23 protein-coding genes are annotated in these 23,807 nt (G+C 64.8%); 9 read left to right on the top strand and 14 right to left on the bottom strand.

From position 1 onward, the window contains the following. Positions 1-228: 228 nt before the first annotated feature. From IVB23_RS01260 to pncA, 11 genes are all read right to left on the bottom strand, one after another. On the bottom strand, positions 229-1,086 hold the full coding sequence (locus IVB23_RS01260; protein WP_247802265.1) for an ABC transporter permease: 858 nt from the start codon (positions 1,084-1,086) through the stop codon (positions 229-231). Further along, entirely contained in the window at positions 1,083-2,012 is a 930-nt protein-coding gene (locus tag IVB23_RS01255; protein ID WP_197966292.1) for an ABC transporter permease, read from the bottom strand. Before IVB23_RS01255 ends, IVB23_RS01260 begins: the two co-directional genes overlap by 4 nt. Continuing rightward, positions 2,012-2,998 carry an ABC transporter ATP-binding protein gene (locus IVB23_RS01250; protein WP_061881665.1) on the bottom strand — a complete coding sequence of 329 codons (987 nt, stop codon included), beginning with the start codon at positions 2,996-2,998 and terminating at the stop codon, positions 2,012-2,014. Before IVB23_RS01250 ends, IVB23_RS01255 begins: the two co-directional genes overlap by 1 nt. Then, positions 2,995-3,978: an ABC transporter ATP-binding protein gene (locus IVB23_RS01245; RefSeq protein WP_197966294.1), complete on the bottom strand. Its 984-nt coding sequence runs from the start codon at positions 3,976-3,978 to the stop codon at positions 2,995-2,997. Before IVB23_RS01245 ends, IVB23_RS01250 begins: the two co-directional genes overlap by 4 nt. Before the next feature lies 1 nt (position 3,979). Further along, positions 3,980-5,617, bottom strand: coding sequence for an ABC transporter substrate-binding protein (locus tag IVB23_RS01240; RefSeq protein WP_247802264.1), 1,638 nt, complete (start codon positions 5,615-5,617; stop codon positions 3,980-3,982). Positions 5,618-5,646: 29 nt separating this feature from the next. Next, positions 5,647-6,462 (bottom strand): sugar phosphate isomerase/epimerase family protein, encoded by an 816-nt coding sequence (locus IVB23_RS01235; RefSeq protein ID WP_247802263.1) that lies wholly within the window; start codon positions 6,460-6,462, stop codon positions 5,647-5,649. 453 nt (positions 6,463-6,915) lie between these two features. Further along, complete coding sequence (locus tag IVB23_RS01230; protein ID WP_247802262.1) at positions 6,916-8,142, bottom strand: DUF1236 domain-containing protein; 1,227 nt, start codon at positions 8,140-8,142, stop codon at positions 6,916-6,918. Positions 8,143-8,249: 107 nt separating this feature from the next. Further along, positions 8,250-8,633 carry a GrlR family regulatory protein gene (locus tag IVB23_RS01225; RefSeq protein ID WP_061881669.1) on the bottom strand — a complete coding sequence of 128 codons (384 nt, stop codon included), beginning with the start codon at positions 8,631-8,633 and terminating at the stop codon, positions 8,250-8,252. A gap of 36 nt (positions 8,634-8,669) precedes the next feature. Beyond that, a complete protein-coding gene (locus IVB23_RS01220) occupies positions 8,670-10,703 on the bottom strand; it encodes an NAD(+) synthase (protein ID WP_247802261.1) in 2,034 nt (677 codons plus the stop codon). Positions 10,704-10,853: 150 nt separating this feature from the next. After that, a complete protein-coding gene (locus IVB23_RS01215; protein ID WP_247802260.1) occupies positions 10,854-11,969 on the bottom strand; it encodes an alpha/beta fold hydrolase in 1,116 nt (371 codons plus the stop codon). Between the two features lie 16 nt (positions 11,970-11,985). Next, on the bottom strand, positions 11,986-12,612 hold the full coding sequence (gene pncA, locus IVB23_RS01210; RefSeq protein ID WP_247802259.1) for a bifunctional nicotinamidase/pyrazinamidase: 627 nt from the start codon (positions 12,610-12,612) through the stop codon (positions 11,986-11,988). A gap of 267 nt (positions 12,613-12,879) precedes the next feature. Here pncA and glk point away from each other — a divergent pair, with 267 nt between their 5' ends. Together glk and IVB23_RS01200 are read left to right on the top strand one after the other, a co-directional pair. Beyond that, on the top strand, positions 12,880-13,851 hold the full coding sequence (gene glk / locus IVB23_RS01205; protein WP_197966299.1) for a glucokinase: 972 nt from the start codon (positions 12,880-12,882) through the stop codon (positions 13,849-13,851). Between the two features lie 146 nt (positions 13,852-13,997). Continuing rightward, on the top strand, positions 13,998-14,201 hold the full coding sequence (locus IVB23_RS01200; protein WP_061881674.1) for a hypothetical protein: 204 nt from the start codon (positions 13,998-14,000) through the stop codon (positions 14,199-14,201). A gap of 44 nt (positions 14,202-14,245) precedes the next feature. On the opposite strand, the gene IVB23_RS01195 is transcribed toward IVB23_RS01200, so the two are convergent. Both IVB23_RS01195 and IVB23_RS01190 read right to left on the bottom strand, forming a co-directional pair. After that, positions 14,246-14,623 carry a response regulator gene (locus tag IVB23_RS01195; RefSeq protein ID WP_061881675.1) on the bottom strand — a complete coding sequence of 126 codons (378 nt, stop codon included), beginning with the start codon at positions 14,621-14,623 and terminating at the stop codon, positions 14,246-14,248. A gap of 111 nt (positions 14,624-14,734) precedes the next feature. After that, a complete protein-coding gene (locus IVB23_RS01190) occupies positions 14,735-15,520 on the bottom strand; it encodes a Spy/CpxP family protein refolding chaperone (RefSeq protein ID WP_247802258.1) in 786 nt (261 codons plus the stop codon). A 480-nt stretch (positions 15,521-16,000) separates the two neighbouring features. Between IVB23_RS01190 and IVB23_RS01185 the strand changes: the two genes are divergently transcribed. The 6 genes from IVB23_RS01185 (at position 16,001) to IVB23_RS01160 (ending at position 22,108) form a co-directional block, all read left to right on the top strand. Next, a complete protein-coding gene (locus tag IVB23_RS01185; protein WP_061881677.1) occupies positions 16,001-17,341 on the top strand; it encodes an extracellular solute-binding protein in 1,341 nt (446 codons plus the stop codon). A gap of 124 nt (positions 17,342-17,465) precedes the next feature. Continuing rightward, positions 17,466-18,404 carry a sugar ABC transporter permease gene (locus IVB23_RS01180; protein WP_061881678.1) on the top strand — a complete coding sequence of 313 codons (939 nt, stop codon included), beginning with the start codon at positions 17,466-17,468 and terminating at the stop codon, positions 18,402-18,404. Continuing rightward, positions 18,404-19,315, top strand: a complete 912-nt coding sequence (locus IVB23_RS01175; protein WP_061881679.1) for a carbohydrate ABC transporter permease — start codon at positions 18,404-18,406, stop codon at positions 19,313-19,315. The genes IVB23_RS01180 and IVB23_RS01175 overlap by 1 nt, the downstream gene beginning before the upstream one ends. Before the next feature lie 20 nt (positions 19,316-19,335). Then, positions 19,336-20,436, top strand: a complete 1,101-nt coding sequence (gene ugpC, locus IVB23_RS01170) for a sn-glycerol-3-phosphate ABC transporter ATP-binding protein UgpC (protein WP_247802257.1) — start codon at positions 19,336-19,338, stop codon at positions 20,434-20,436. A 33-nt stretch (positions 20,437-20,469) separates the two neighbouring features. Further along, entirely contained in the window at positions 20,470-21,459 is a 990-nt protein-coding gene (locus IVB23_RS01165) for a hydroxyacid dehydrogenase (RefSeq protein WP_247802256.1), read from the top strand. 169 nt (positions 21,460-21,628) lie between these two features. Beyond that, positions 21,629-22,108 (top strand): hypothetical protein, encoded by a 480-nt coding sequence (locus IVB23_RS01160; protein ID WP_061881682.1) that lies wholly within the window; start codon positions 21,629-21,631, stop codon positions 22,106-22,108. Positions 22,109-22,391: 283 nt separating this feature from the next. Here IVB23_RS01160 and IVB23_RS01155 read toward each other — a convergent pair whose 3' ends face one another. Further along, on the bottom strand, positions 22,392-22,889 hold the full coding sequence (locus tag IVB23_RS01155; protein ID WP_061881683.1) for a DUF1993 domain-containing protein: 498 nt from the start codon (positions 22,887-22,889) through the stop codon (positions 22,392-22,394). 119 nt (positions 22,890-23,008) lie between these two features. Here IVB23_RS01155 and IVB23_RS01150 point away from each other — a divergent pair, with 119 nt between their 5' ends. Beyond that, positions 23,009-23,791: a transporter substrate-binding domain-containing protein gene (locus IVB23_RS01150; RefSeq protein ID WP_061881684.1), complete on the top strand. Its 783-nt coding sequence runs from the start codon at positions 23,009-23,011 to the stop codon at positions 23,789-23,791. Positions 23,792-23,807: the final 16 nt, after the last annotated feature.

Genomic DNA, 23,807 nt, shown 5'->3' with positions numbered 1-23,807 from the left:
GCGGGCTCCTGCCGCGCCTTCAGTTGTCGTCCCGGACAAGCGCGCCTTCGAGCGCGCGCCGATCCGGGACCCATACCCACAGGGAGCGGTAGGGGCACGAAGCTGATCGCTCCAAGTCCCCGCAACCACGTCCGCCAGTGGGTATGGGTCCCGGATCTGCGCTTACGCTTGTCCGGGACGGCGACTGAGAGTGTCGCACTGGCGCGTAACCGCCGGACGCCTCTCATGCTATTGCAATGTCGGATCGAGCCGGTCGCGCAGCCAGTCGCCGATCACGGAGACGGCCAGCGTGGTGATCACAATGGTGGTGGCCGGGGCCAGCATGATCCAGGGCGCCCGGGTCAGGTACTCGCGGCCATAACCGACCATGTTGCCGAGGCTGGTCATCGGCGGCTGCACGCCGAGGCCAAGGAAGGACAGCCCGGATTCCATCAGGATCACTTCGGGGAAGACCAGCGTGGTCGAGACGATCAGGGTCGAGGCGATGTTGGGCAGGATATGGCGGAGATAGATCCGCGACGGCGTCGCCCCCAACTGGCGAACAGCGGCCGCATAGCCTTGCGCGTTGGCGGAGATGGCGAGGCCGCGCGCGATGCGGGCATAGCGCTCCCAGCCGAACAGGCCCATCAGGCCAATCAGCAGGGGCAGCGAATTGCCGAAGAAGGCGAGCACGGCCAGCGCCATGATCAGGAAGGGCATGCTGGCCTGGAAGTCGGTCAGCATCAGCACGAGTTGCTCCGCGGCGCCGCGGAAATGAGCGGCGAGGAAGCCCAGCGTGGTGCCGACGATCGCCGAGATCGCGGTGGCGCCGAAGGCGATCAGCAGCGAGATGCGGATGGAAACCAGCAGCCGCGACAGCACGTCCCGGCCGAGCTCGTCGGTGCCCAGCCAGTGCGCGGCATTGCCGGGTGCGGCGAGGCGATTGCGCAGATCGAGCTGGGTGAAGCCGTAAGGCGCAAGCTTCTCGGCGAAGGCCGCAACGACGAGCATGGCGACGATCCAGCCGATCGCGAGCGCGACCGAAATCGGGATCGCCGGCAGGTTGATGCGGCGCAGTGTGGTGTCCTTCAGCGTCGCCTCGCTCATGCATGCGCTCCTTTGCTGCGCAGCCGCGGGTCGAGGAAGCCGTAGAGGAAGTCGACGATCAGGTTGGACGTCACCATGGTCATCGCGACCAGCAACAGGATGCATTGCACCACCGCGAGATCGCGATTGGCGACGGCGACCACCAGCAGGCGCCCTACCCCCGGCCAGGCAAACACGCTCTCCACCACCACCGCGCCGGCGATCAGCGTGCCCACCATGAAGCCCAGAATGGTGACGGTCGGGATCGCCGCATTCGGCAGCGCATGCGACGTCACCACCCTTCGCCACGGCACGCCCTTGGCCGAGGCGGTCCGGATATAGGGCTGGCCGAGCACTTCCAGCATCGCGCTACGGGTGAAGCGCGCCAGCACCGCGGCGCCGCCAAGGCTAAGGGTTGCGATCGGCAGGATGGCGTGACGCCAGCTGTCCTGCCCGCCCGACGGCAGCCAGCCGAGCTGCACGGCAAACACGAGCACCAGCAGCAGCGCGAGCACGAAGCTCGGCACCGTGAAGCCGGCGACCGCCGTCATCATCACGGCGCGGTCGATCGCCGAGCCGCGATGCAGCGCGGCGTAGATGCCGGCGGGAACGCCGAGCGCGACCTTGAAGAAGAAGGCCGGCAAGGTCAGCGCCAGCGTCGCCGGAATCCGCTCCAGCACGAGCTCGATCGCGGGCCGTCCGTCGCGCATGGAGCGGCCGAGCTCGCCCTTGGCGATGGCCCCGAAGTAATCGAGATACTGGAACCAGATGGGATCATCGAGGCCCCAGGCCTTGCGAAACGCCGCGAGCACCTCCGGCGGCGCCTCAGGCCCCAGGATCATCAGCGCGGGATCGCCTGACAGCCGCAACACGACGAAGGCAAAGGTGACGACGAGCACGATCGTCAGAGCCGCGCGCCCGATCCGAATGGCGAAATAACGTCCCATCAGGCTGCGTCCCGTGTCGCGGCGCCCGCGACGAGATGACAGGCGACCTGCCTGTTGCCGCCGACGGCCGCGAGTGCCGGCACCTCGCTCGCACAGCGCGCGATGGCGCGCGGGCAGCGCGGATGAAAGGCGCAGCCGCTCGGCCGTGCCGCCGGGTTCGGCGGATCGCCCGACAGGACGATGCGGCCGGCGCTGCGGCGGCCCGGTGCCGGCGATGCGGAGACCAGCGCCTGGGTGTAGGGATGCTCGGGCCGCGCGAACAGGTCGTCGGCGCTGCCGATCTCGACGATGCGGCCGAGATACATCACGGCAACGACATTGCTGATCTGCCTGACGACGCGCAGATCGTGGCTGATGAATAGCAGCGTCAGCCCAAGCTGCGCCTGGAGATCGGCGAGCAGGTTCACCACCTGCGCCTGGATCGAGACATCGAGCGCGCTGACCGGCTCGTCGCAGACCAGGAAATCAGGCTTGGTGGCGAGCGCCCGCGCCAGCACGATACGTTGGCGCTGGCCGCCGGACAGTGCGCCCGGATAGCGCGCACCATGCGCCGGCGTCAGCTCGACCGCGCGCAGCAACTCGCGGACGCGGTCCTCGCGCTCGGCGGGCGTGCCGAGGCCATGGATGTCCAGCGGCTCGCGGATTTGCGTCGCCACCGGCAGGCGCCGGTCCAGCGCGCCGAGCGGATCCTGGAAGATCATCTGCATGCGTGCCCGCTGCGCGCGCCAGGCGGCCGTCCCGGCAGCGGCCATCGGCTTGCCCTGGAAACGCACTTCGCCCTTATCGGGCGGCTCAAGGCCGAGCACGATACGTCCCGTGGTCGATTTGCCCGAGCCGGACTCGCCGACGAGACCCAGCGTTTCACCCTTGGCGATCGTGAGCGACACGCCATCGACCGCATGCACGGCCGTGCTGCGGCCGAACATTCCGGAGCGCATGGCATAGCTGCGCGAGATCGCGGACACCTCGACGAGCGGCGGGCTCATTCAGCCGCAACCCCAAGCAGCGCGCGGCGCGAGGCCTCGGCCCGGATGCAGGCGACGCTGCGGTCAGCCGCGATCGGCGCCAGGCTCGGAGCGGCAAGGCCGCACGGCTCGGCCGCCAGCGTGCAGCGCGGCGCGAAGGCGCAGCCGCTCGGCATGTGCGCCGGATCAGGCACCGTCCCGGGAATGGCGACGAGACGCCGGCGTGGTCCATCGAGCGGCGGCAGCGCGCCGATCAGCCCTTGCGCATAGGGATGCACGGGATCGGCGAAGAGCTGGTTGCTGGGCGCCTGCTCGACGATGCGGCCGGCATACATCACCGCGACACGGTCGCAATTCTCGGCGACGACGCCGAGATCGTGGCTGATGAGCACCATCGCCATGCCGAGCTCGCGGCGGACCGTGGAGAGCAGCTCCAGGATTTGGGCCTGGATGGTGGCATCAAGCGCCGTGGTCGGCTCGTCCGCGATCAAAAGGTCCGGATTTCCGGCGAGCGCCATCGCGATCATGATGCGCTGGACCTGGCCGCCGGAGAATTCGTGCGGATAGGCCTCTAACCGCCGCGCCGCATCGGGAATGCCGACGAGATCGAGCAGCCGGCGCGCTTCCGCCTTCACGGCGTTGCCTTGGAGATCACGATGCAGGGCCAATGCTTCGCAGAGTTGCTTGCGGATGGTCAGCACCGGGTTGAGCGCGCTCGCCGGATCCTGGAAGATCATGGCAATGCGTCCGCCCCGCACGCGATCGAGCTCGGCGGCCGACGCGCCGAGGATCTCTCGTCCCTCGAGCCGCACCGAGCCGGAGACCTGCGCATGGCGCGGCAGGAGGCCCAGCGCACCGAGCCATGTGACCGACTTGCCCGACCCGGACTCGCCGACGAGGCCGAGGGCCTCGCCCTTCTCCAAGGTCAGATCGACGCCGCGCAGGACCGGCACGCCGCTGAAGGCGACGCTCAGGCCTGCAATGCTGACCAGCTGCGGCACGTCAGGCCTCGAAATTGCCGGCGCGGAAATCCATCGCGAAGGCGGGAGATGCCTTCCACTTGATCGATTTCGGCTTGGCGGTGAAGGTCGCGTTCTGGTGCAGCACCGTGTAGGCGGGGTCTTCGCGCTCGGCGATCTCCAGCATGCGGCGGAACGCCTTCTTGCGCGCAGGCCGGTCGGTCGAGGTCTCCAGGAACTCCGACAGCTTGTTCAGCTCGACATTGGTCCATTCGCCGATCTGCTGCTGCTGGCCGTTCGGCCCGTGCTGGGCGACCAGCGAGGACACGGGATCGTTGAACGCGGCCGAGTTCGACCAGTCGCGGACGGCGCGCGCGGGTCCACGCTCCATGATCTGCGACCAGTTCTCCTTGGTCTCGATCTGGACGTTGAGGCCGACCGACTTCCACATCTCGACCAGAATCTGCGCCGTTGCGACCTGGTTGGTGTAGTAGTTGTTGAGCAGGCGATACGGGATCGGATCGCCCTTGTAGTTGGCCTGCTTCAACAGATCCTGCGCGAGCTTCGGGTCGTAGGCCGGCACGCTCCAGTCGGCATTGAACATGTCGCCGTAGAATTCCCACTGCAGGCCCTTCGGCACGCGGGTGCGGCCAGCCCACAGGCTGTCGACGATGGCCTGGCGATCGATCGCATGGGTGAACGCGCGCCTCACCAGCGGATTGGCGAGCTGAGCGTGGTTCTTGTCGAATACGGTCAGGCGGTGATTGAGGATGGTGCCGCCCTGCACTTCGAATGCGGCGTTCTTCTCGATGCCGGCGATCTGGTCCGGCGGGATGTCGCAGGCGAACTGGTATTCGCCCGACAACAGGCCATTGATGCGGCTCGCGACTTCAGGCACTTCGAGGAAGCGTATGCGCTTGAGCGGCGGACGGCCACCCCAATATTCGTCGTGGGCTTCGAGCGTCAGCGAGACGTCGGGCTTGAGCTCGACGACCTTGTAGGGGCCGGTGGTAACAGGCTTGCGCGCCCAGTCGAGATAGCTCGCGGACTCATCCCAGGCGCGGCGGTTCATGATGTCGGAGCCGTAGCGCGACAGCCGGCCCTCGATGGTGACGTCGGGCGTCGCGTTGTAGAAGCGCACCGTGTACTTGTCGACGGCATCGACGCGCACGAGGTCCGGCCAGATGCGGCGGGCGACGGCCGGCACATCCGGCGGCAGCTCCTTGCCCGGCCGCGGCGTCGGGATCTTCTCGAACGCCTTGATGGTGGAGCGGTTCTTGGCCTCGGTCTCGCCGAACATGCGTTCGCGGCTGAAGGTGAAGACGACGTCGTCTGCCGTCAGTTCGTCGCCATTGTGGAACTTGACGCCCTGACGCAGCTTCACCTCGACAGTCTGATCGTCGATGCGGCGCCATTCGGTGGCAAGGCCGGGCACGGCTTCGAGATTGCCGCGCCAGTTCTTGGAGATCAGGCCCTCCCAGATCGAGGAGAAGAATACACGCTCGCCGACATTGGACTGCTCGCGCAGCACGTCGAGCACGTTCGAGTTGGTGACCTTCTGCACGGCGATCGTGACCGACGGACGGTTGTCGCCTTGCGCAATCGCAAAGCGCGGAAGCAGCAGCGTGCTCGCGGCAACGCCACCGGATTTCAGGATGCTGCGACGGGTGAGCTTGCTCATGATGATGACCCTGCCCTTTGTGATGACGGTTATTCGGCGAGGCCGAGCGCGGCGAGATGGGCGGCGCCGGTGCGGACGTCGTCGTGATTGCGGAGCTCGAGGATCAACCGCGGATTTGACGTCAGACGGCCAAGGGCGCGGAACACGGCCACCCACGGGATATTGCCTTCGCCCGGCGCCCAGTGCCGGTCGGCAAAGCCGTCGGTGTCCTGGAGGTGCACGTGCGTGAGCATGTCGCCGGCGGTCTCGACATAGTAGTCGACCGGCGGCGCTCCGGTGGAGATGTGCGCGTAGTTGGCGTGCCCGGTGTCGAGCGAGACTCGGACCTTGCTGCTTTCGAGCGCCCTGGCGAGGCGCACGCGGTCGCGCGGATCCTTGTCCTCGATGTTCTCGATGACGATCTCGCAGCCGATGGTCTCAGCGCGCGCAATCACCTCGGCGAGCGTCGCCTTGACGCGTTCGACGATGTTGCCGCGGCTTTCGGGATAGAGATCGAGATTGTTGTGATCCCATGTCGTGAACGGCGAGTGGATCACCATCTGCGTCGCGCCGAGGAACTCGGCGGCATCGAGCCCCTGAAGCAGGCGCTTGGTCACCGCCTGGCGGATCATCGGATCGTGACTGTCGATCTTGAAACCCCAGAACGGGCCGTGGATGCCGAGCCGGCCGGTATGGCCGGAAAGCATCTGCTTGATCTCGCCCGCCGTGCTCCGCCAATCGCTGTCGAGCAGATCGGCGCGGAAAAAATCCTGGATCTCGAGATCGCGCTGCCGTTCGAGAAGCCAGTCGCGATGCGCGGGGATCGATTTGATGGACAATGCGGCGCCCAGCACCGGCTTCGACATGGCTTGCTCCTTGACCGTCGGCGATGACGGGAGCAGCGCTAGACCAGTTCAATGACAGGCCCGTGAATGTGTCTTCGGCGGCGCTGACGAGATGTGGACATCCTGCGCATTGCAAGCAACGATGTTGAGCAGCGGTGCTGCCGTCAATGCAGGCATCTGCAGATTCCCAAAGCAGCAAGTTCGATCGTGTCCGTAGTGATCCGGATTTGAATCCTATTCAGATCTCGCGTACATCGCGCGACATCGATCGGCGGCACTTCAAGAGGCATCACCTTCTGATCGCGCACCTCGGGGTTGGGGGACCACATGGGGCGGGGGATCTAAGGCTGGGGCAAGGTGACGAGGTCCGGACTCCTAGGCACTCCGGACCTCGAAACTTTCGACATCGAACGCAATCGCGCCGCCCGGCTGGTTTCTGCCGGGCGGCGCGTTGTCGTTTCAGCGTCGTCGTAGTCAGCGCGTCTGAGGCTCGATCGTCACCGTGCAGTCGCCCTGCCCTTGCGTTGCGACCACGATGTTGCCCGCGGGAGCGCCGAGCGCGATCGGCGCGGACGAGCCGCCGTCGGGCATCTGGACCGTCACGCTCAAGGAATCGGTGCGCGCAGTCGAGCCAACGGTCGAGGGTTCCGCTTGGGCGACATTGCCCGAAGCGTCACGCCGCATGATCTGGCAGTTCAAAGGGCTTCCGCCGGCCGCCGCCATGCTCGACGAGGCACTGCCGCCCATTTGTGCACGCGCCCGCGACGGATCGCGGGGCACCTGGCTGACGATGCGATGCGTCCGGGGCTCGACAATGACCACCTCGTCGTCCGTTGCGAAATATTCGTAGTCCCGATATTCGGGCTCGATCGAGACGATCTCGGGCGGCAGCCGGTGGAGACGCACGCGCGGCGGAATCGTCTCGCCGATCCGGATCGAGATGTTCAGATTGCGCTCCGGTTGCGCGAGTCGTGTCCGGCTCATCGTTTCGGAGATCCGCACCTGCTTCTCGGTCGTCACCTGGGCCTGCTGATTGACCTGCGTGTTGGTCTGGGTGGTCTGATTGGTCTGCGTGCCCGATGTGCTGGGCGCGGTCTGCGCATTGTTGGCCGGAGCCGTCCGGCTCGTATCCGTCGCGGTTGCCGGCCGGTTGGTCTGTTGCGCTGGCTGCTGTTGCTCGGCGGCATTGCGCGGCGGCTGAGCCTGGTTGCGCTCGTTCTGCTGAGCAGTTGGGGCGGTCCTGGACTTCTCGGACTCGGCGGTTGATTTCTGCGGCAAAGACTTGTCCTGCTTCGTTTCCGCGCTGCTCTTGCCGCTATCGCGTCCCGGCTTCGCGCTCTCAGCCTCGCGGTTGCGATCGCGTGAAGGTTCGCGAGAGTCTCGTGCCTGATCCTTCGCCTTCGGTTGATCGCGCTCGGCAGAAGGGGTCGGCTGGCGCTTGTCGTCGGCCTCGCGCCTGGCCGCGCCGCCCTTGTCCTCCCGTCCCGCTCCCTGCAGTCTCTCTTGAGCGCCCTGCGCGCGCTCTTGAACGCGCTCTTGAGCGCCTTGGGCAGCGCCACCGCGCTGCGGCGCAGCGCCTTTCGCGGGTTCCTCGGTTCGTTTCGGCTCGTCCCTTCGCTCACCGGGCGCCTGAGCGTAGGCGAATCCGGATGCGAGCATGAGTCCGATGGCTGCAGTCGATAGCATCAAGTGTTTGCGCATGGTCCCTCTCCTCGACAATTCGCAACAACAGACGCGAACGTTCTGTTCTTGCGAAGGTTCCTGAGTGGGAACGTAGCGTTTCACCAGCGGGCCGATCAGGCCGCGCCTCACATCGCATCCTTGAGTGTCAGTCGCGCCGTGAACGTCACGCTGGTCTTGCCGACCAGTGCCATGCCTTCGACGTCCGCACCGCCGGGAAAATAGTCGCCGGAAAAGCCGCAGGTGACCTCCCTGCCGCCGAATGCAAGCGTTCTGCCGACCGCCTCGGCGTGCTGGTTGACGACCAAGTCGCCACGCCACTTGCCGTTCCGGAAAGAGTAGCTGCCGGTGTAGTAGAAGTAGCTGTCGCCGCCCATGATGCGGCCCTCGCAGAGCACGACCACGCCTCGCGCCCGCCCGCGCTTGCCATCACGCATTTCGATGTCGAAAATGTAGAGGCCGTTGGTGACCTTGGCCTCTTCGCTCGTTTGCGCCCCATCTCCGGTCGACATCGATCGTCTCCCAACAACGCCGATCGGCCGCGCCGATCAATCCGGCACGTTCCTTTCGAGATCCTCGAGCCACGCGGCCGCACTCGAATCCGACGGCGCACGCCAGTCGCCGCGCGGCGACAGCGAGCCGCCGGCCGAGACCTTCGGCCCGTTCGGCATGGCCGAGCGCTTGAACTGGCTGAACGCGAAGAAGCGGCGCAGGAACACTTCGAGCCAGCGGCGGATCTCCGCCAGATCATAGGCCTTGCGCCGATCATTCGGGAATGCTGGCGGCCACTCGCCCTTGGCGACGTCCTTCCATGCCTGAAGCGCCATGAAGGCGATCTTGGACGGCCGCATGCCGAAGCGCAGCGTGTAGAACAGGTTGAAGTCCTGCAGCTCGTAAGGTCCGACGGACGCTTCCGTGCTCTGCGGCCTCTCGCCGGCCTCGACCGGCACGAGTTCCGGCGAGATCTCGGCCACAAGGATCGAGCCAAGCGTCCGATTGACGTCGTCGCTGAACTGTTTGGAGGAGATCACCCAGCGGATCAAATGCTGGATCAGCGTCTTCGGCACGCCCGCATTGACGTTGTAATGCGCCATCTGGTCGCCAACACCATAGGTGCACCAGCCCAGCGCGAGTTCGGAGAGATCGCCGGTTCCGATGACGATGCCGCCGTGATGGTTGGCGAGCCGGAACAGGTAATCCGTCCGAAGGCCCGCCTGCACGTTCTCGAAGGTGACGTCGTAAACCTTCTCGCCCTTGCCGAAGGGATGACCGATGTCCTTCAGCATCTGGGTTGCGGTGGTGCGGATGTCGAGCTCCTGCCAGCTCGTCCGCAACGCCTGCATCAGTGCCAGCGCATGGGTCTTGCTCTCGCTGCCGGTGGCAAAGCCCGGCATGGTGTAGGCCAGGATGTTCTCGCGCGGCAGGCCGAGCAGATCGATCGCCTTGGCGGCCACGATCAGTGCATGGGTGGAATCGAGCCCGCCGGATACGCCGATCACGACGCGCTTGGTGCCAGTCGCGCGCATGCGCTGCACCAGCCCGGCGACCTGGATGTTGTAGGCCTCGTAGCAGTCCTGCTCGAGCAGGCTCTCGTCGCTCGGCACGAACGGAAAGCGCTCGACCTTGCGCAGGAAGCCGATGTCAGCGGCTGGCGGCTTCAGGGCAAATGTCACCTTGCGGAAAAACGCCTCGCGCTGCCGGCGGTTGTCGTCGAACGTCCCCATCAACGCGCGTTCCTGCCTGAGCAGGTCAAGATCGACGTCGGCCAGCGTGATCTGGCCACCCTGGCGGAATCGCTCGCCCTCGGCCAGCAGCACACCGTTCTCGAAGATCGAGGTCTGGCCGTCCCAGGCGAGATCCGTGGTCGATTCCCCTGCCCCGGCGGCCGCGTAGACGTAGGCCGCGAGGCAGCGCGCCGACGTCGATTGGCACAGCAGCGCGCGCGAGCGCGCACGGCCGATCGTGATCGGGCTCCCGGAAAGATTGATCAGAACACTCGCACCCGCGAGCGCGAGCTCCGAAGCCGGCGTCACCGGGATCCACATGTCCTCGCAGATCTCGACGCCGATGGTGAGGCCCGGAACGTCCTCGGCGGCGAACAGGAGATCGACGCCGAACGGAGCGTGCAGGCCGCCGAAGGAGATCGTCTCGCCGGCGATGCCGGCGCCGGAGGCGAAATGCCGTCCCTCATAGAACTCGCGGTAGGTCGGCAGGTAAGATTTCGGCACCACGCCGAGAACGTTGCCGCGATGGATGACGACAGCGCAGTTGTAGATGCGATGACCAAAGCGCAGCGGCGCCCCGACGATCAGGACCGTCATCAGCCCCGCGGACGCTTCAACGATCGCGGCGAGCCCGCGCTCGACGGCATCGAGCAGCGGATCCTGCTTGACCAGGTCCTCGATCGCATAACCGGACAGGCACAGCTCAGGGAAAACCGCGACCGCCGCCGACTGCTCGTGGCAGGCATCGGCCGCTGCCAGGACAGCCCTGGCGTTGGCCGTGGGATCGGCGACATGGGACGTGGTGACACAGGCCGCCACGCGCGCAAATCCGTGAGCGTAGATCGAGTGGAAAGTCATCGAGCGCCGTACCCTTAAATCTCTTCAATCTCTTCGCTGGCGAAGCCGTTCAGCCCCGGATCCTATGTAGCTCATCGACCGGGTCCCGTGCGAGCCATCCGCCGGCATGCATAACGGACTTGCAGCGCGGCCCGCCCGGCGCCGGCGAGCTCAGGCGCTGCGGGCCAGCACGCCGGGCAGATCGTCGCGCAGCCACCCGGCGATCCGGCGCCAGGCATGCGCGTGGGTGCGCGCGCCTATGAACAGTCCAAGATGATTGCTCGGCTCGGAGGCCGCCGCAATGAAGGCTGGCGGTGTGCCGACGAGCCCGGCGGTGGCGAGCGCTTGCGCCGCCGGCACCACATCGTCGTCGAGCCCGGCCAGCAGGAAGATTGGCGTCTTGACGTCCTTCAGATGAACCGGGCGGCCGAGCGCGACGAAACTGCCCCCGGCAATCCGGTTCTCCCGGAAAATTCCGTTGACGATCTGGAGATAGTAAGTGCCCGGCAGATTGAGCGTCTCGGCGTTCCAGCGGTCGAAGCGCGCGAGCAGCGCGGTGCCCTGCTCGTCCGAGAGATCCCGCTGCAATGCCGCTGCGATATCGTCGCTATCAGGCGCCTTGGACCAGAAGTGCAACATCTCCTCGCCGCTGACATTGCCGCCGCCGCGCGAGACGAGCTGGTCGTAGACCAGCTCGGGCGCGTTGCGGGCGAGGCGCGAAAGCGAGGAATCGATCGACAAGTCCACGGGAGCACCGACCAGGACCAGCCGCCGCACCTTGGCTGGAAAGCGCGCCGCGTAGAGCAGCGACAGCCATCCGCCCTGGCAAAGGCCGACGAGATCGACCGGCGCACCGATCTCGTCGATGGCGACGTTGAGGTCGGCGAGATAGCTGTCGATCGAGAGATAGCGCATGCTGGGGGTGGCCGACCGCCAGTCGGTGACATAGATCCTCTCGACACCGCCTTCTTGCAGCGACTGCACTACGCTATGGCCTGGCGCGAAATCGGCGATCAGGGCCCGATGCAGCGCATAGGGGGCGCAGACCAGCGCCGGCTGGCCGGACCGGGTCCGCGAGCAATCGCGCAGCTGCATCGTTGCGAGCTCCAGGGCAACGCTGTTGGGCGTCGTCCATGGCAGGCTGCTCTCACCCTGCTTCGCGGGTCCGCGCTCCAGCCACCAGAAACAGGCATCCATGGCGAGCTGCGCCGCCGCAAACGGCCACAGCCGTGGATCGTCAGGGGCATGCCTTGGTCTACGTGGCTGTTTGGCGGTCCTGTCCACCATGGCTACCTCTAGATCCTCACAGGAACGCCTCAAGGCTGACGACAGCGATGCCGCGGTCCCTGAAACTTTGATGGGTCGCGGCCACCGAGCCGTCGAGATCGATGCCACGGCAGGCATCCTCGATGACGGCCACCTCCAACCCCGCCTTACGCGCATCCTCCGCCGAGAAGCGGACGCAGAAGTCCAGCGCCAGACCGGCGACAAAGACGGTCTTCAGCTCGCGTTCGCGCAAATAGCCGAGGAGTCCGGTCGGCGTCCGATGGTCGTTCTCGAACAGCGCCGAATAGGAATCGATGCCACCGCGAAAGCCCTTGCGCACCACGAGGCCTGCCCGCGTCAGGTCGAGATCGCGATGAAATTCGGCGCCCGCCGTGCCTTGCACGCAGTGCGCCGGCCATAGCACCTGCGTGCCGTAGTCGAGCTCGATGACCTGGAACGGCTGCTTGCCCGCATGGTTTGACGCGAACGAGACGTGGTCGCTCGGATGCCAGTCCTGGGTCAGCACCACATTGGCGAATTTCTGGGCGATCCGATTGATGGCAGGGACGACCTTCTCGCCACTGGGAACGGCGAGCGCTCCGCCGGTACAGAAGTCGTTCTGCACGTCGATCACCAGCAACACGTCGCGGTCGGAAATTTTCATTGCAGGGCCCCACTCGATCCGTCCGGCGTCAGGCGCCGGACGCTCCTTCCCAATGTCGATCTTCCGGCGCAGCTTAGCAACCACCGACCGCGTGCGGCGATACCGCGCTGACGGCCAGGATTTGCCCAGAATGCAACGGTTTGACCTTGTCCGTGTTGACTAGGAACAACCAAGCGAGGATTCTCAGACCGTCCGCGGTTTGCGGATCGGATCAGGAACGGAGGAGAAGGTTCCCGAGGGCCGCAAGGCCGCGGAAGCCGCAGGGCTATGGGCATCGGCAAGACAGGAACCATTCTTCTCGCCGATATCGGCGGCACCAATGCGCGCTTCGCGCTGAACCGGAACGATCAGACCGGACCGATCGACTACGTGAAGGTCGCCGACTTCCCGACCGTACGGGAAGCCATCGCGGATGTCCTGGCGCGCCGGTCAGGCGGCGAGCAGCCCCAAAGGGCGGTGCTGGCCGTTGCCGGTCCCGTCACCAACAACCGCTGCGTCATGACCAACAGCCCCTGGGTCATCGACGGCAACGAGCTGCAGCCCGCGCTCGGCTTCGACAGCGTGCACGTGCTGAACGACTTCGAGGTGGTCGCCTGGTCCCTGCCCGCCTTGCAGCCTGCCGATCTGATCCCGCTCGGCGGAGGCGATGGCCTGCCCGGAGAGCCGTTGCTCGTCGTCGGGCCCGGAACTGGCTTTGGTGTCTCCTGTCTGATCGAACGCCATGGTTCGCGACTGGCGGTCGTCACTGAGGCCGGACATGCGACCCTGCCGGCGGAGAACGAGCGCGAGGAACGCGTGATCGCCTGCTTGCGCCGGCGCCTCGGCCATGTCTCCATCGAACGTGGCGCCCTCTCGGGTTCCGGACTGCAGAACCTCTATGAAGCCTTGGGCGAGATCGATGGCGTCCAGGTGCCGCATCGCGACGCCGCCGCCATCACCAAGGCTGCGCTGGAGGGCAGCTGTCCCGTCAGCCGCGCGACGCTGGAGATGTTTTGCGCCATCCTTGGCTCGGTTGCCGGCAATCTCGCCGTGACTTTCGGCGCGCGCGGCGGCGTCTATATCGCCGGCGGAATCGTGCCGCGCTTTCGCGAGTTCCTCGCGGCCTCCGCGTTCCGGGCGCGCTTTGAAGCCAAGGGACGTTTCCAGGACTATCTGCGCGACATCCCGACCAGGCTGGTGATCAAGCCCGATGCGAGCTTCGTCGGCCTGAAGATGTTTGCCGACCACACTGCGGATTGACGGACGATCACGCTCCGCTTGCTGGCGTATTCCAGTAATTCACAGATGATTCAGCACGCGCCCGGTTCCAGGCGGGAACGTGCTTGCGTGCATGTTTCAGATGCGAAACAATCTCTCCGTGTGTGGCGTAGTTGCGGGGGCGTGACATGCGTAAGCAGGATCTGGGTTTCGACTATCACCGCTATCACCGTCTGCTGAGCGAAGCGGACAGCGAAGACAAGCGGCTGGCCCTGATCGAACTCCTGATCGAGGAAAAGGCGCGCGACCGGCTGGCCGCTCAGCGCGCGTCGGATCGCGCAGCCATGACGGCCCACACCATTGCCAAGGTGCTGAGGAACGGTCGCAACTGAGTCGGCTGAATCACCCTGCGGCCGTGCGCGTCGGGCGTGATCGGTCAGCCTGGGGTTTTGGTTGACGGCCCGGGAAACATCGAATCGATCATCGCCTTGAGCTGATCCATTGCGATCGGCTTGCGCAGGATCGGCCTGCGTCGGAGCAAGGACGGCAGCAGTTCCGGACCGTAGCCGGTGGCGAACAGAAACGGTTTTCCGCGACGTTCGATCAGATCGGCGACGGGATCGACGTAGACGCCCATGAGATTGATGTCGAGGATGGCCATGTCGTATTGCGCGGTCATGGCAAAGGCGCTGGCGTCGCGCACATTATCCGCTTCCGCGACGACGTGGTGGCCGAGTTCCGCCACCATGTCGGCCATCATCATCCGGATCAACGCCTCGTCTTCGACCAGGAAAACGGAGAGTCCGTCCGCCATATCAACCCCGCAGTCAGCTTACGAAGCTAATCATAATCGAATTGCGGGGAGGATTCACGAATTCGTGGCGGGCGCCGTTAATTCGGCCCCGCCCGGACCGATTCAACTTGATCAGTCCAGCCCCCGCTCGTGACTGAGGTGCACCATCTCCTGAATGAAGACCTGCTTCTGCTTGTCGTCGAGGCTCGAATAGAGCGGCTCGGCAGCGTCGGCAACGTTGCGCTGGTCGGCGGCGCGATCAATCAGGAATTGGGCCTCGTTGCGCATCTGCTCGATGATGTCGTCGGGCGGATCCCGCTTGGCGCGCGCAACCCTCAGGTTGAGCCGCTCTGCACCATTATGCCCGAGGTAGTGCATCGCGCTCGAGAAGCCGTACCAGTGCTTCTCCTGGTCCGGCGTGAGGTTCAGCTGGGTCTTGATCCGCTCGATGTAGGAATCGCTGTTGGCGACGATCTGTTCGGCGGTCAGCTGCGGCGTCCCGGGCTGGGTGAGAACCGTGACGTCCTTGTTGCCCTTGTCCTGCGGCGCGTTCTTCGCCTCCTTGGTTGCCTTGGCGCCCTTGCCCGGCTTGGCGCTCTTGGCATCCTTGTCCTTGGCTGCGCCTTGCTGCTTGGCGTCCTTGCTGGACTCCCTGGCGGCCGGCGGAGGATTGCCGCCGCTGTTGTTGCCGACACCGAGCACGCCCGTGAAGACCCCAACCACGCCGCCGATTGCGCCGCCGAGCACGCCACCGACCGGACCTGCCGCCTTGTTCCCGGCCGCAGCGCCTTCCTGAACGCCTTTGACCAATCCTTGAGCATTCGCCCACGTCGCTGCGCCGAGCAACAGCGCGAGCATGGACCCCAGCGCGAGCCATCGTCGCAGGTAAGGCCGCGCTGGCGGCGCCGCATTGATCATTCTCGTCTCCATCGTCGATCCAATTGGTCTTGGCGGGCGGAAGCAAACCACCAGCTGAACTCTATCGTTTCCAGCGCTTTGCGGTCCAGACACGGCCGACTGCTGTCCACGCCGGAAAAGTCTGTCACGCGAAGCGGTTATGCAGGCTCATTCGAAACTGCGGCGTAATTGCGCAACGGATCGTTCCGGGTTGGCCCGTGCGCTGTGTGCGTCGCAAAATGTGCGTTCGCGGTTCACGTTCGACGCATGGCCCTGACATGCGGCGACGCGCGTCTTGGGCACAACGTTAGTTTTAGACGCGGAGCCGCTAGGCTTTCTCGACAGACGCCATCAATCATGATCTGATCGCGCTACCAATTTGCCCCGGGCGGCGTGAGTTTTCACGTCGACCGCCGGCATCAATAAGAAAATTCGAAAACAAGAAACTCATAAAGTCTCTCAGAGGAAACTCCAACAACAACACCCAGGCGAGGAAACGAGATGTCACGCAAGACACTGACGCGACGTCAATTTGTGGCTGCCACTGCAATGTCCTCCGCGGCGCTGATCACGGCGCCCTACGTCCGGGGCGCCTACGCCGCCGGCAAGCTCTCGATCGGCTTCTGGGACCATTGGGTTCCGAATGCCAACGATGCCTCCACCGCCATGGTCAAAGCATGGGGCGAAAAGGAGAAGGTCGAAGTCTCGATCGACTACATCACCAGCAACAACAACAAGATCCAACTTACGGTCGCAGCCGAGGCCCAGGCAAAATCCGGTCACGACATCCTGCAGATGCCGACCTGGTGGCCGCACGCCTACGCTGAAAATCTCGAGCCGGTGAACGACGTCATGGAGCCGCTCATCAAGCAGAACGGCGAGGTCAACGGCACCGTCAAATATCTCGGCCAGGCCGGCGGCAAGTGGCTAGCCGTTCCCGCAACCCCGGGAAGCCAGATCAAGGGACCCTGCTCCCGCATCGATCTGATGAAGAAGCATGCCGGCATCGACGTGCAGGAGATGTACCCTGCCGGTGCGCCCGCAAAGGCGGACAATTGGACGTTGGAGACCTTCCTCAAGGCGGCCGAGGCCTGCCACAAAGGCGGCGTGCCATTCGGGATCGGCCTCGGCGAAACCACCGACAGCGTCGACACTGCAGGCGCGATCTTCCAGTCGTTCGGTGCCGAGCTCGTCAACGCCAAGGGCGACGTCACGGTGAAGACCGATGCCGTTCGTCAGGCGCTCGAATACTACAAGAAGCTGATCGCCTTCCTGCCGCCGGACGCTCCGTCCTGGGACGATGCCTCGAACAACAAATGGCTGATCTCGGGCCGCGGCGCGATGATCCTGAATCCGCCGAGCGCCTGGGCGGTCGCAAGGCGCGACGCGCCGCAGATCGCCGAGCAGTGCTGGACGCACGGCATGCCGTCCGGGCCCAAGGGCCGCTTCGCACCCTACCTGCCGTACTTCTGGGGTCTCTGGAGCTTCAGCAAGAACAAGGAAGCGGCCAAGAGCCTCCTCACCTACCTGTCGCAGCCGTCATCCATCGAAAAGTTCGTCGCGGCGAGCGGCGGCTACGATCTGCCCGCCTACGCCAACATGACGACGCTGAAGACCTGGGCGGAGGAAGGGCCGCCGAAGGGGACGCTGTATCACTATCCGAACCCCAACAACCATCAGACGCTGTCGATCGCAGCGTCTCCGGCGCCGCCCAAGATCGCACAGCAGATCTACTTCCAGGCGACGTTGACCAAGATGGCACTGCGCTATGCGCAGGGCGAAAAGATGGAGGCCACGCTCGCCTGGGCCGAAGGCGAGTGCGAGGGCTTCATGCGGAGTTGATGCCGGGCGTGTGCCAGGCGGCTCACGCTTGAGACGTGAGCCGCCATGCACCGCGTGCCGCCAATCGAGGAGCCGGCCGATCGGGCCGGCTTCGCCAGTCGACAATTTCCGAGAAAGCTACGCCATGGCCGATGTCGTCGTTGAGCAAGGTCAAGCGGTCCGTGCGGCGCGCGCGCGCAAGCCGGCCAGCCTTCGCAATGTCCTGGGACGAAAATCGACGGTCGCGTTCTTCCTGACGCTGCCGCTGATCCTGCTGATAGCGCTCCTCGTGCTCTATCCCGCCGTCTACTCCGTCCATCTCGCCACCCTGAACAAGTCGATGCAGAAGTTCGTCGGCTTCGGCAACTTCCTGTTCCTGTTCAAGCGCGACACCTTCTGGATGGTGGTGAAGCAGTCCTGCATCTTTGCCGTCACGGCCGTGTTCTTCAAGGCGCTGATCGGATTCATCGTCGCCCATTTCGTGCACAACATTCCGGCTAAGGGGCAGCGCAAATGGCGCGGCATGCTGCTGGTGCCCTGGGTGATCCCGCCGGCGATGAGCACGCTGGCGTGGCTGTGGCTGTTCGACCCCTCCTACAGTGCCTTCAACTACACGCTCTCATTCTTCGGCATCGGCCCGATCAACTGGCTCGGCGACAATGTTTGGGCGCGCTTTTCCGTCATCCTCGTCAACATCTGGTACGGCGCGCCGTTCTTCATGATCATGTATCTGGCCGCGCTGAAATCGGTGCCGGACCAGCTCTACGAGGCCGCGGCGATCGACGGCGCCAATTGGTGGCAGAAGATCTGGTACGTCACGCTGCCGATGATGCGGAATATCATCGCGATCACGGCGCTGTTCTCGCTGATCGTGACCTTCGCCAATTTCGACATCGTGCGCATCCTGACCTCGGGTGGCCCGCTCGACCAGACGCATATCTTCGCCACCTGGGCCTTCAAGGTCGGCATCGAGGGCAGCGACATTCCACTCGGCGCCAGCGTCTCGCTGTTCATGGTGCCGATCCTCGCCGTCGCAGCGATCTTCATCCTGCGCGATGTCTCCAAACGCGGGAATGAAGCCTGATGAGCACGCTTGCAATCGACAAGGCCGGACCGTCGCGGAAGGTCAAGTACGGCAGCATGAGCCGGGACCGCGCCTGGGCGCTGCGCTGGTCCTATTTCTTCCTGGTGCTGTTCGCGATCTTCTTCCTGACGCCGCCGATCTACATGCTGATCACCTCGCTCAAGAGTAGCGCGGAAATATCGGCGGCGACCAATCCCTGGTGGGTGTTTCACCCCACCTTGTCGAACTATGTCGAGCTCCTGACCTCCAACCAGTTCCTGCGCTTCTTCTGGAATTCGTCGATCGTCTCGCTCGCGGTCGTCCTCGTGACCATGCTGATCAGCGTCCCCGCGGCGTTTGCACTGGCGCGGATGAAGTTCTGGGGCTCGACGACGCTGGCAACCGGCGTCTTCCTCACCTACCTCATCCCGGACAGCCTGTTGTTCATTCCGCTGTTCAAGATGCTGGCGTTGGTCCAGGACTACACCGGCATCACGCTGCTCAACAGATGGTACGTGCTGCTGTTCATCTATCCGACGCTGACCGTGCCGTTCTGCACCTGGATCATGATCGGCTATTTCGCCTCGATTCCGAAGGAGCTCGATGAAGCCGCGCTCATCGACGGCGCCTCCTGGTTGCAGACCCTGACGCGGATATTCATCCCGGTCGCCCTGCCCGGGCTGATCGCAGCGACCATCTTCGCCTTCACGGTGTCCTGGGCGCAATTCCTCTATCCCCTCGTGTTCACGACGTCGGTCGACCAGCTCGTGCTGCCGGTCGGCATCACCACCACGCTGATCAAGGGCGACGTCTTCAACTGGGGGCAGATCATGACCGGCGCGCTGCTCGGCGCCGCGCCGCCGCTGATCATCTACGCATTTCTGATGGACTACTACATTGCCGGCCTGACCGCCGGCGCGACAAAGGGTTGATGACGAGGAGCTGAAGTTCGATGGCTGACGTTGCTTTGCGGAAGGTAGTCAAGCGTTACGACGACGTCGAAGCCGTGCGCGGCATCGACCTCGACATCGCCGATCATGAGTTCATCGTGCTGGTCGGCCCCTCCGGCTGCGGCAAGTCGACGACGCTGCGCATGATCGCAGGCCTCGAGGACATCAGCGACGGCGACATCATGATCGGCGGCGACGTCGTCAACGATGTGCCGCCAAAGGACCGCGACATCGCGATGGTGTTCCAGAACTACGCGCTCTATCCGCACATGACGGTCGCGGAGAACATGTCGTTCGGGCTGCGCCTGAAGCACTACCCCAAGGCCGAGATCAAGGCACGGGTGACGGAGGCCGCCCGCCTCCTCGACATCACCGACCTGATCGACCGCAAGCCGAAGCAGCTCTCCGGCGGCCAGCGCCAGCGCGTCGCCATGGGCCGGGCCATCGTGCGCAATCCCAAGGTCTTCCTGTTCGACGAGCCGCTGTCCAATCTCGACGCCAAGCTCCGCGTGCAGATGCGGATCGAGATCAAGAAGGTGCACCAGAAGGTGCGCACCACCACGGTCTACGTCACCCACGACCAGGTCGAGGCGATGACGCTGGCCGATCGGGTGGTGGTGATGAACAAGGGCCGGATCGAGCAGATCGGCACGCCGAACGAGCTTTACCACAAGCCGGCGACGCGCTTCGTCGCGGGCTTCATCGGCTCGCCGGCGATGAACTTCATCCCGTGCCGGCTCGAAGATGTCGGCGGCACGCTCCAGATCCGCCTCACCGACCGCATCGCTTTCCCGCTGCCGCCGGCCCGCGCCGCGCGCTACAACCCGCTGCCGCGCACCGACAAGCTGCTGCTGGGCCTCCGGCCCGAGCATCTCACCGAGTCGCATGCGCATCTCGAGCCCGGGGTCGAGACCTTCGATACCGTGCTCGACGTCACCGAGCCGATGGGCATGGAGACCCTGGTCTATTTCGGGCTCGACGGCACGCCGGTCTGCGGCCGCGTCAATCCCAATGCCGGCGCCAAGGACGGGGCCCCCATGCGCCTGGCGATGGACCTCAACAACATGCACCTGCTAAATGAAGAGACCGGCGTCGTGTTGTGACGCTGTGAAGAAACGCGAGCAGGCAGGGGAGCGATGGCGACCAACAAGAAGAAGATTTTCGTTACACAAACTTTGTCGCAAGGGGCACGTGCCCTCCTCACCCAGCGGGACGATATCGAGCTCGTCGAGTTTCCGAACCTGATCTCGGCGAAGGACTTCGAGACCTTGCTGAAGAGCCATGCCCCAGTCCACGGCGTGGCCCTCGGCGCCACCGCCTTCGGCGAGACCGAGCTCGAGGCATCAAAAGACATGAAGGTGGTGACCCGCATCGGCGTCGGCTACGACGCCGTCGACGTGCCCGCCCTCTCCCGCCGCAAGGTGCCGCTGATGGTGGCGGGCAGCGCGAACTCGCCCTCGGTTGCGGAAGCGGCGCTGTTCATGATGCTGACGCTGGCCAAGCGCGCGCAGGAGATGCACGCCTGTGTCAGGGACGGCAAATGGGCCGACCGGCTCGGCATGCTGCCGTTCGATCTCTACGGCAAGACCGTGCTGATCGTCGGCTTCGGCCGCATCGGCAGTCGCACCGCCAAGCGCTGCCTGGCGTTCGAGATGAACGTCCAGGTCTACGATCCCTACAAGGAAGCCGCCGAAATCAAGGCCGCCGGCTGCGAGCCCGTCACCGACCTCGACGCCACGCTGCCCAACGCCGATTTCGTCACGATCCATTGCCCGAAGACGCCGGAGACGGTCGGCCTGTTCGACGCGGCGCGGATCGGGCGGATGAAGCCGAAATCCTACCTCATCAACACCGCGCGCGGCGGCATCGTGAAGGAAGCTGCGCTCTACGACGCCCTGGTCTCCGGCAAGCTCGCCGGCGCCGGCATCGACGTCTTCGAGGTGGAGCCGCCGCCGGTCAGCAACGCGCTGTTCGCGCTGGCAAACGTCATCATGGCCCCGCATGTGGCCGGCGTCACCGTCGAGGCGGTGAGCCGCATGAGCGAGCAGACTGCGCGCAACATCCTGAGTGTGCTGGACGGCGATCCCATCCGGCAAAACGTCATCAATCAGGACGTGCTGGGCTGAGCCGAGCTCCGGGCGGGCGTCGGGTGCGCCCGCCTTCGGAGTGCCAGAAAGCGTCCCATTTTGGTGCAGATCGAGCCCCAACTCAGCCTTAATCAAACGCGCGTAATAAGATCCGCCGCGGCGGCAGTGGGACAGACTGGCCGGCCGCGTCGAGCTGGAGGATGAACCCTTGTCAGAGATCGACCCGACCGACCACGCGCTCGCGACCATCGCCAGCATCCTGGAGCACCCCGAGCCCGTCCTCGTCATTCGTGAGACCGAGACCATCCGGGAGACCGAGATGGTCGTCGTCGGTGAGGAGCCGTCCGCCGAAGAACATCATGCGGTCGACGAGCATCCAATGGTCGATGAGCAGCCGCTAGTGCCGGAGCACACCGATGCGGACGGCTACAGCAAGGTTGGCCCCGGCCCGATGGTCGCGATCCGCCTCAAATGGACGGTCCATCGCGGCGATGACGGCCAGTTCTACGTCCACGAGACCATCGGCGAGCAATCTGCCCCCGTGGTCAGCGGCCCGATGACGAGCGAGGCCGCCGTGCGCTTCGTTGACGAGCGGGAGGACGAGTCACATCGTCGCTTCGAAGAGCTGCGCAGCGAGATCGCCGGCCGAAGCTCGCTCGCCGACTACGAGCGCAAGGGCGAAGCGTAAGGCAGCTTGCAGACCGGATGTGTCTGCACCTCCTCCCCGTCGGAGACAGGGCAATCGTATTTGAACCTTTGGCAGAGGTCGTCATGCCCGGGCTTGTCCCGCCTGCGCGGCCGAAGCCGCCACGGCGCGGCGAAGGCCCGGGCATCCACGTTCTTTGTGCTGCGTGGAGAGGCGTGGATGGCCGGGACAAGCCCGGCCATGACGCTGTAGAAACAGTCGGAGCCCCACAACCCACACCTCATCGGCGATTACCCCGCCGTCGGGGAGAGGTGTGGATCAAGCTCTACCGCCGTCCGAGATAATCCTTCTTCACGAGCTCGACGCCGGCGTGCCGCAAGAGGTCGTAGGCCGTGGTGACGTGAAAGAAGAACTGCGGGATGCTGAACGTCAGCAGCAGCGTCCGCCCGGTGAAAGGCAGCTCGGTCCCGTTCTTCAACCTGAAGAAGACACTCCGTTCCGCCGCCGCGTCGATGTCCGCGCGCGGCAGGCTTTCGATGAACTCGATCGACGTCGCGATGCGCGCCTGAAGCCCGGCCATGTCGTGTTCGAGCACGGGCAGCGTGACCGGGTCGCGATCGGCCAGCAAGGCCGGAGCGACTGTGGCGTGGCGGCAGGCTTCGCCGACCTGCTGCGCCAGATCATACATGTTCGGCGCAAGGCGCATGCCGAGCAGAACCGTCGGATTGAACTTGCGGGCCTCCGCATCAGCGACGCCCTTGTCGAGCAGCGCGGACAGGTTGCGCAAATAGGGCACGAAGAGGCCGACTGAGGCCTCGTACATCGAGATCGTCACCTCTGGATTCCCTTCAATTCAATTCTGCCTCGCCACCGAGAGGCATCTGGTCTAAATCCACCGCTCAAGGGCTGCACAATGACAGCTCGGGTATGGGTGGAAAAGAGATGATCGTTCGGTTCTGGACGGCTTTGGCCGTGGCGTTGCTGGTGAATGTCTCGGCGCAGGCTCAGCAGGCCGCGCCTTCGCGCCTCGACGAGATCGTCAAGCGCGGCACGCTACGGGTCGGCATGACCGGCGACTACAAGCCCTTCACCTATCTGGACAAGACCACGCAGCAATTCAGCGGCTTCGACGTCGACATGGCGCAGGCCCTCGGCAAGGCGCTCGGCGTCAAGGTCGAATTCGTGCCCACGGCCTGGCCGAGGCTGATGAAGGATTTCGAGGCCGACCAATTCGACATCGCCATGGGCGGTGTCTCGGTCACGCTCGACCGGCAGAAGAAAGGCTTGTTCTCCACACCGATCATGCGCGAGGGCAAGACCCCGATCGCGCGCTGCGCCGACGTCGGCAAGTACCAGACGCTTCCGGATATCGACAAGAAGGGCATCCGAATCATCGTCAATCCCGGCGGGACCAATGAGCGCTTCGCGCGTGCCAACATCAGGGATGCCGAGATCACTGTCTTCGCCGACAACACCGTGATTTTCGACGAAATTGCCAAGGGCAACGCCGACCTGATGATGACGGACGCGTCCGAAACCCGCTACCAGCAGAAGCAGCATGCCGGGGTGCTCTGCGCGGTCCATCCCGACAAGCCGTTCGACTTCTCCGAGAAGGCCTATTGGCTCCAGCGCGACATGGCGCTGAAAGCCTTCGTCGACCAATGGCTGCACATTGCCATGGAAGACGGCAGCTACAAGAAGATCTACGCCGCCTGGTTCGACTAGCCGATGCCCTCGCGGC

This window comes from Bradyrhizobium sp. 191 (genome assembly GCF_023100985.1).
GTDB lineage: Bacteria > Pseudomonadota > Alphaproteobacteria > Rhizobiales > Xanthobacteraceae > Bradyrhizobium > Bradyrhizobium diversitatis.
This window is presented reverse-complemented; position numbering and strand designations above follow the sequence as displayed.

What these genes read in the sequence shown, in the direction of transcription:
- IVB23_RS01235 (WP_247802263.1), bottom strand. Translation starts at nt 6,462, where the DNA reads ATGTCGAAGCCGGTGCTGGGCGCCGCATTGTCCATCAAATCGATCCCC.
- IVB23_RS01150 (WP_061881684.1), top strand. Translation starts at nt 23,009, where the DNA reads ATGATCGTTCGGTTCTGGACGGCTTTGGCCGTGGCGTTGCTGGTGAAT.
- IVB23_RS01190 (WP_247802258.1), bottom strand. Translation starts at nt 15,520, where the DNA reads ATGATCAATGCGGCGCCGCCAGCGCGGCCTTACCTGCGACGATGGCTC.
- IVB23_RS01180 (WP_061881678.1), top strand. Translation starts at nt 17,466, where the DNA reads ATGGCCGATGTCGTCGTTGAGCAAGGTCAAGCGGTCCGTGCGGCGCGC.
- IVB23_RS01165 (WP_247802256.1), top strand. Translation starts at nt 20,470, where the DNA reads ATGGCGACCAACAAGAAGAAGATTTTCGTTACACAAACTTTGTCGCAA.
- ugpC (WP_247802257.1), top strand. Translation starts at nt 19,336, where the DNA reads ATGGCTGACGTTGCTTTGCGGAAGGTAGTCAAGCGTTACGACGACGTC.
- IVB23_RS01230 (WP_247802262.1), bottom strand. Translation starts at nt 8,142, where the DNA reads ATGCGCAAACACTTGATGCTATCGACTGCAGCCATCGGACTCATGCTC.
- IVB23_RS01185 (WP_061881677.1), top strand. Translation starts at nt 16,001, where the DNA reads ATGTCACGCAAGACACTGACGCGACGTCAATTTGTGGCTGCCACTGCA.
- IVB23_RS01240 (WP_247802264.1), bottom strand. Translation starts at nt 5,617, where the DNA reads ATGAGCAAGCTCACCCGTCGCAGCATCCTGAAATCCGGTGGCGTTGCC.
- IVB23_RS01155 (WP_061881683.1), bottom strand. Translation starts at nt 22,889, where the DNA reads ATGTACGAGGCCTCAGTCGGCCTCTTCGTGCCCTATTTGCGCAACCTG.
- IVB23_RS01225 (WP_061881669.1), bottom strand. Translation starts at nt 8,633, where the DNA reads ATGTCGACCGGAGATGGGGCGCAAACGAGCGAAGAGGCCAAGGTCACC.
- IVB23_RS01255 (WP_197966292.1), bottom strand. Translation starts at nt 2,012, where the DNA reads ATGGGACGTTATTTCGCCATTCGGATCGGGCGCGCGGCTCTGACGATC.
- IVB23_RS01215 (WP_247802260.1), bottom strand. Translation starts at nt 11,969, where the DNA reads ATGGTGGACAGGACCGCCAAACAGCCACGTAGACCAAGGCATGCCCCT.
- IVB23_RS01195 (WP_061881675.1), bottom strand. Translation starts at nt 14,623, where the DNA reads ATGGCGGACGGACTCTCCGTTTTCCTGGTCGAAGACGAGGCGTTGATC.
- IVB23_RS01250 (WP_061881665.1), bottom strand. Translation starts at nt 2,998, where the DNA reads ATGAGCCCGCCGCTCGTCGAGGTGTCCGCGATCTCGCGCAGCTATGCC.
- glk (WP_197966299.1), top strand. Translation starts at nt 12,880, where the DNA reads ATGGGCATCGGCAAGACAGGAACCATTCTTCTCGCCGATATCGGCGGC.
- IVB23_RS01220 (WP_247802261.1), bottom strand. Translation starts at nt 10,703, where the DNA reads ATGACTTTCCACTCGATCTACGCTCACGGATTTGCGCGCGTGGCGGCC.
- IVB23_RS01260 (WP_247802265.1), bottom strand. Translation starts at nt 1,086, where the DNA reads ATGAGCGAGGCGACGCTGAAGGACACCACACTGCGCCGCATCAACCTG.
- IVB23_RS01200 (WP_061881674.1), top strand. Translation starts at nt 13,998, where the DNA reads ATGCGTAAGCAGGATCTGGGTTTCGACTATCACCGCTATCACCGTCTG.
- pncA (WP_247802259.1), bottom strand. Translation starts at nt 12,612, where the DNA reads ATGAAAATTTCCGACCGCGACGTGTTGCTGGTGATCGACGTGCAGAAC.
- IVB23_RS01175 (WP_061881679.1), top strand. Translation starts at nt 18,404, where the DNA reads ATGAGCACGCTTGCAATCGACAAGGCCGGACCGTCGCGGAAGGTCAAG.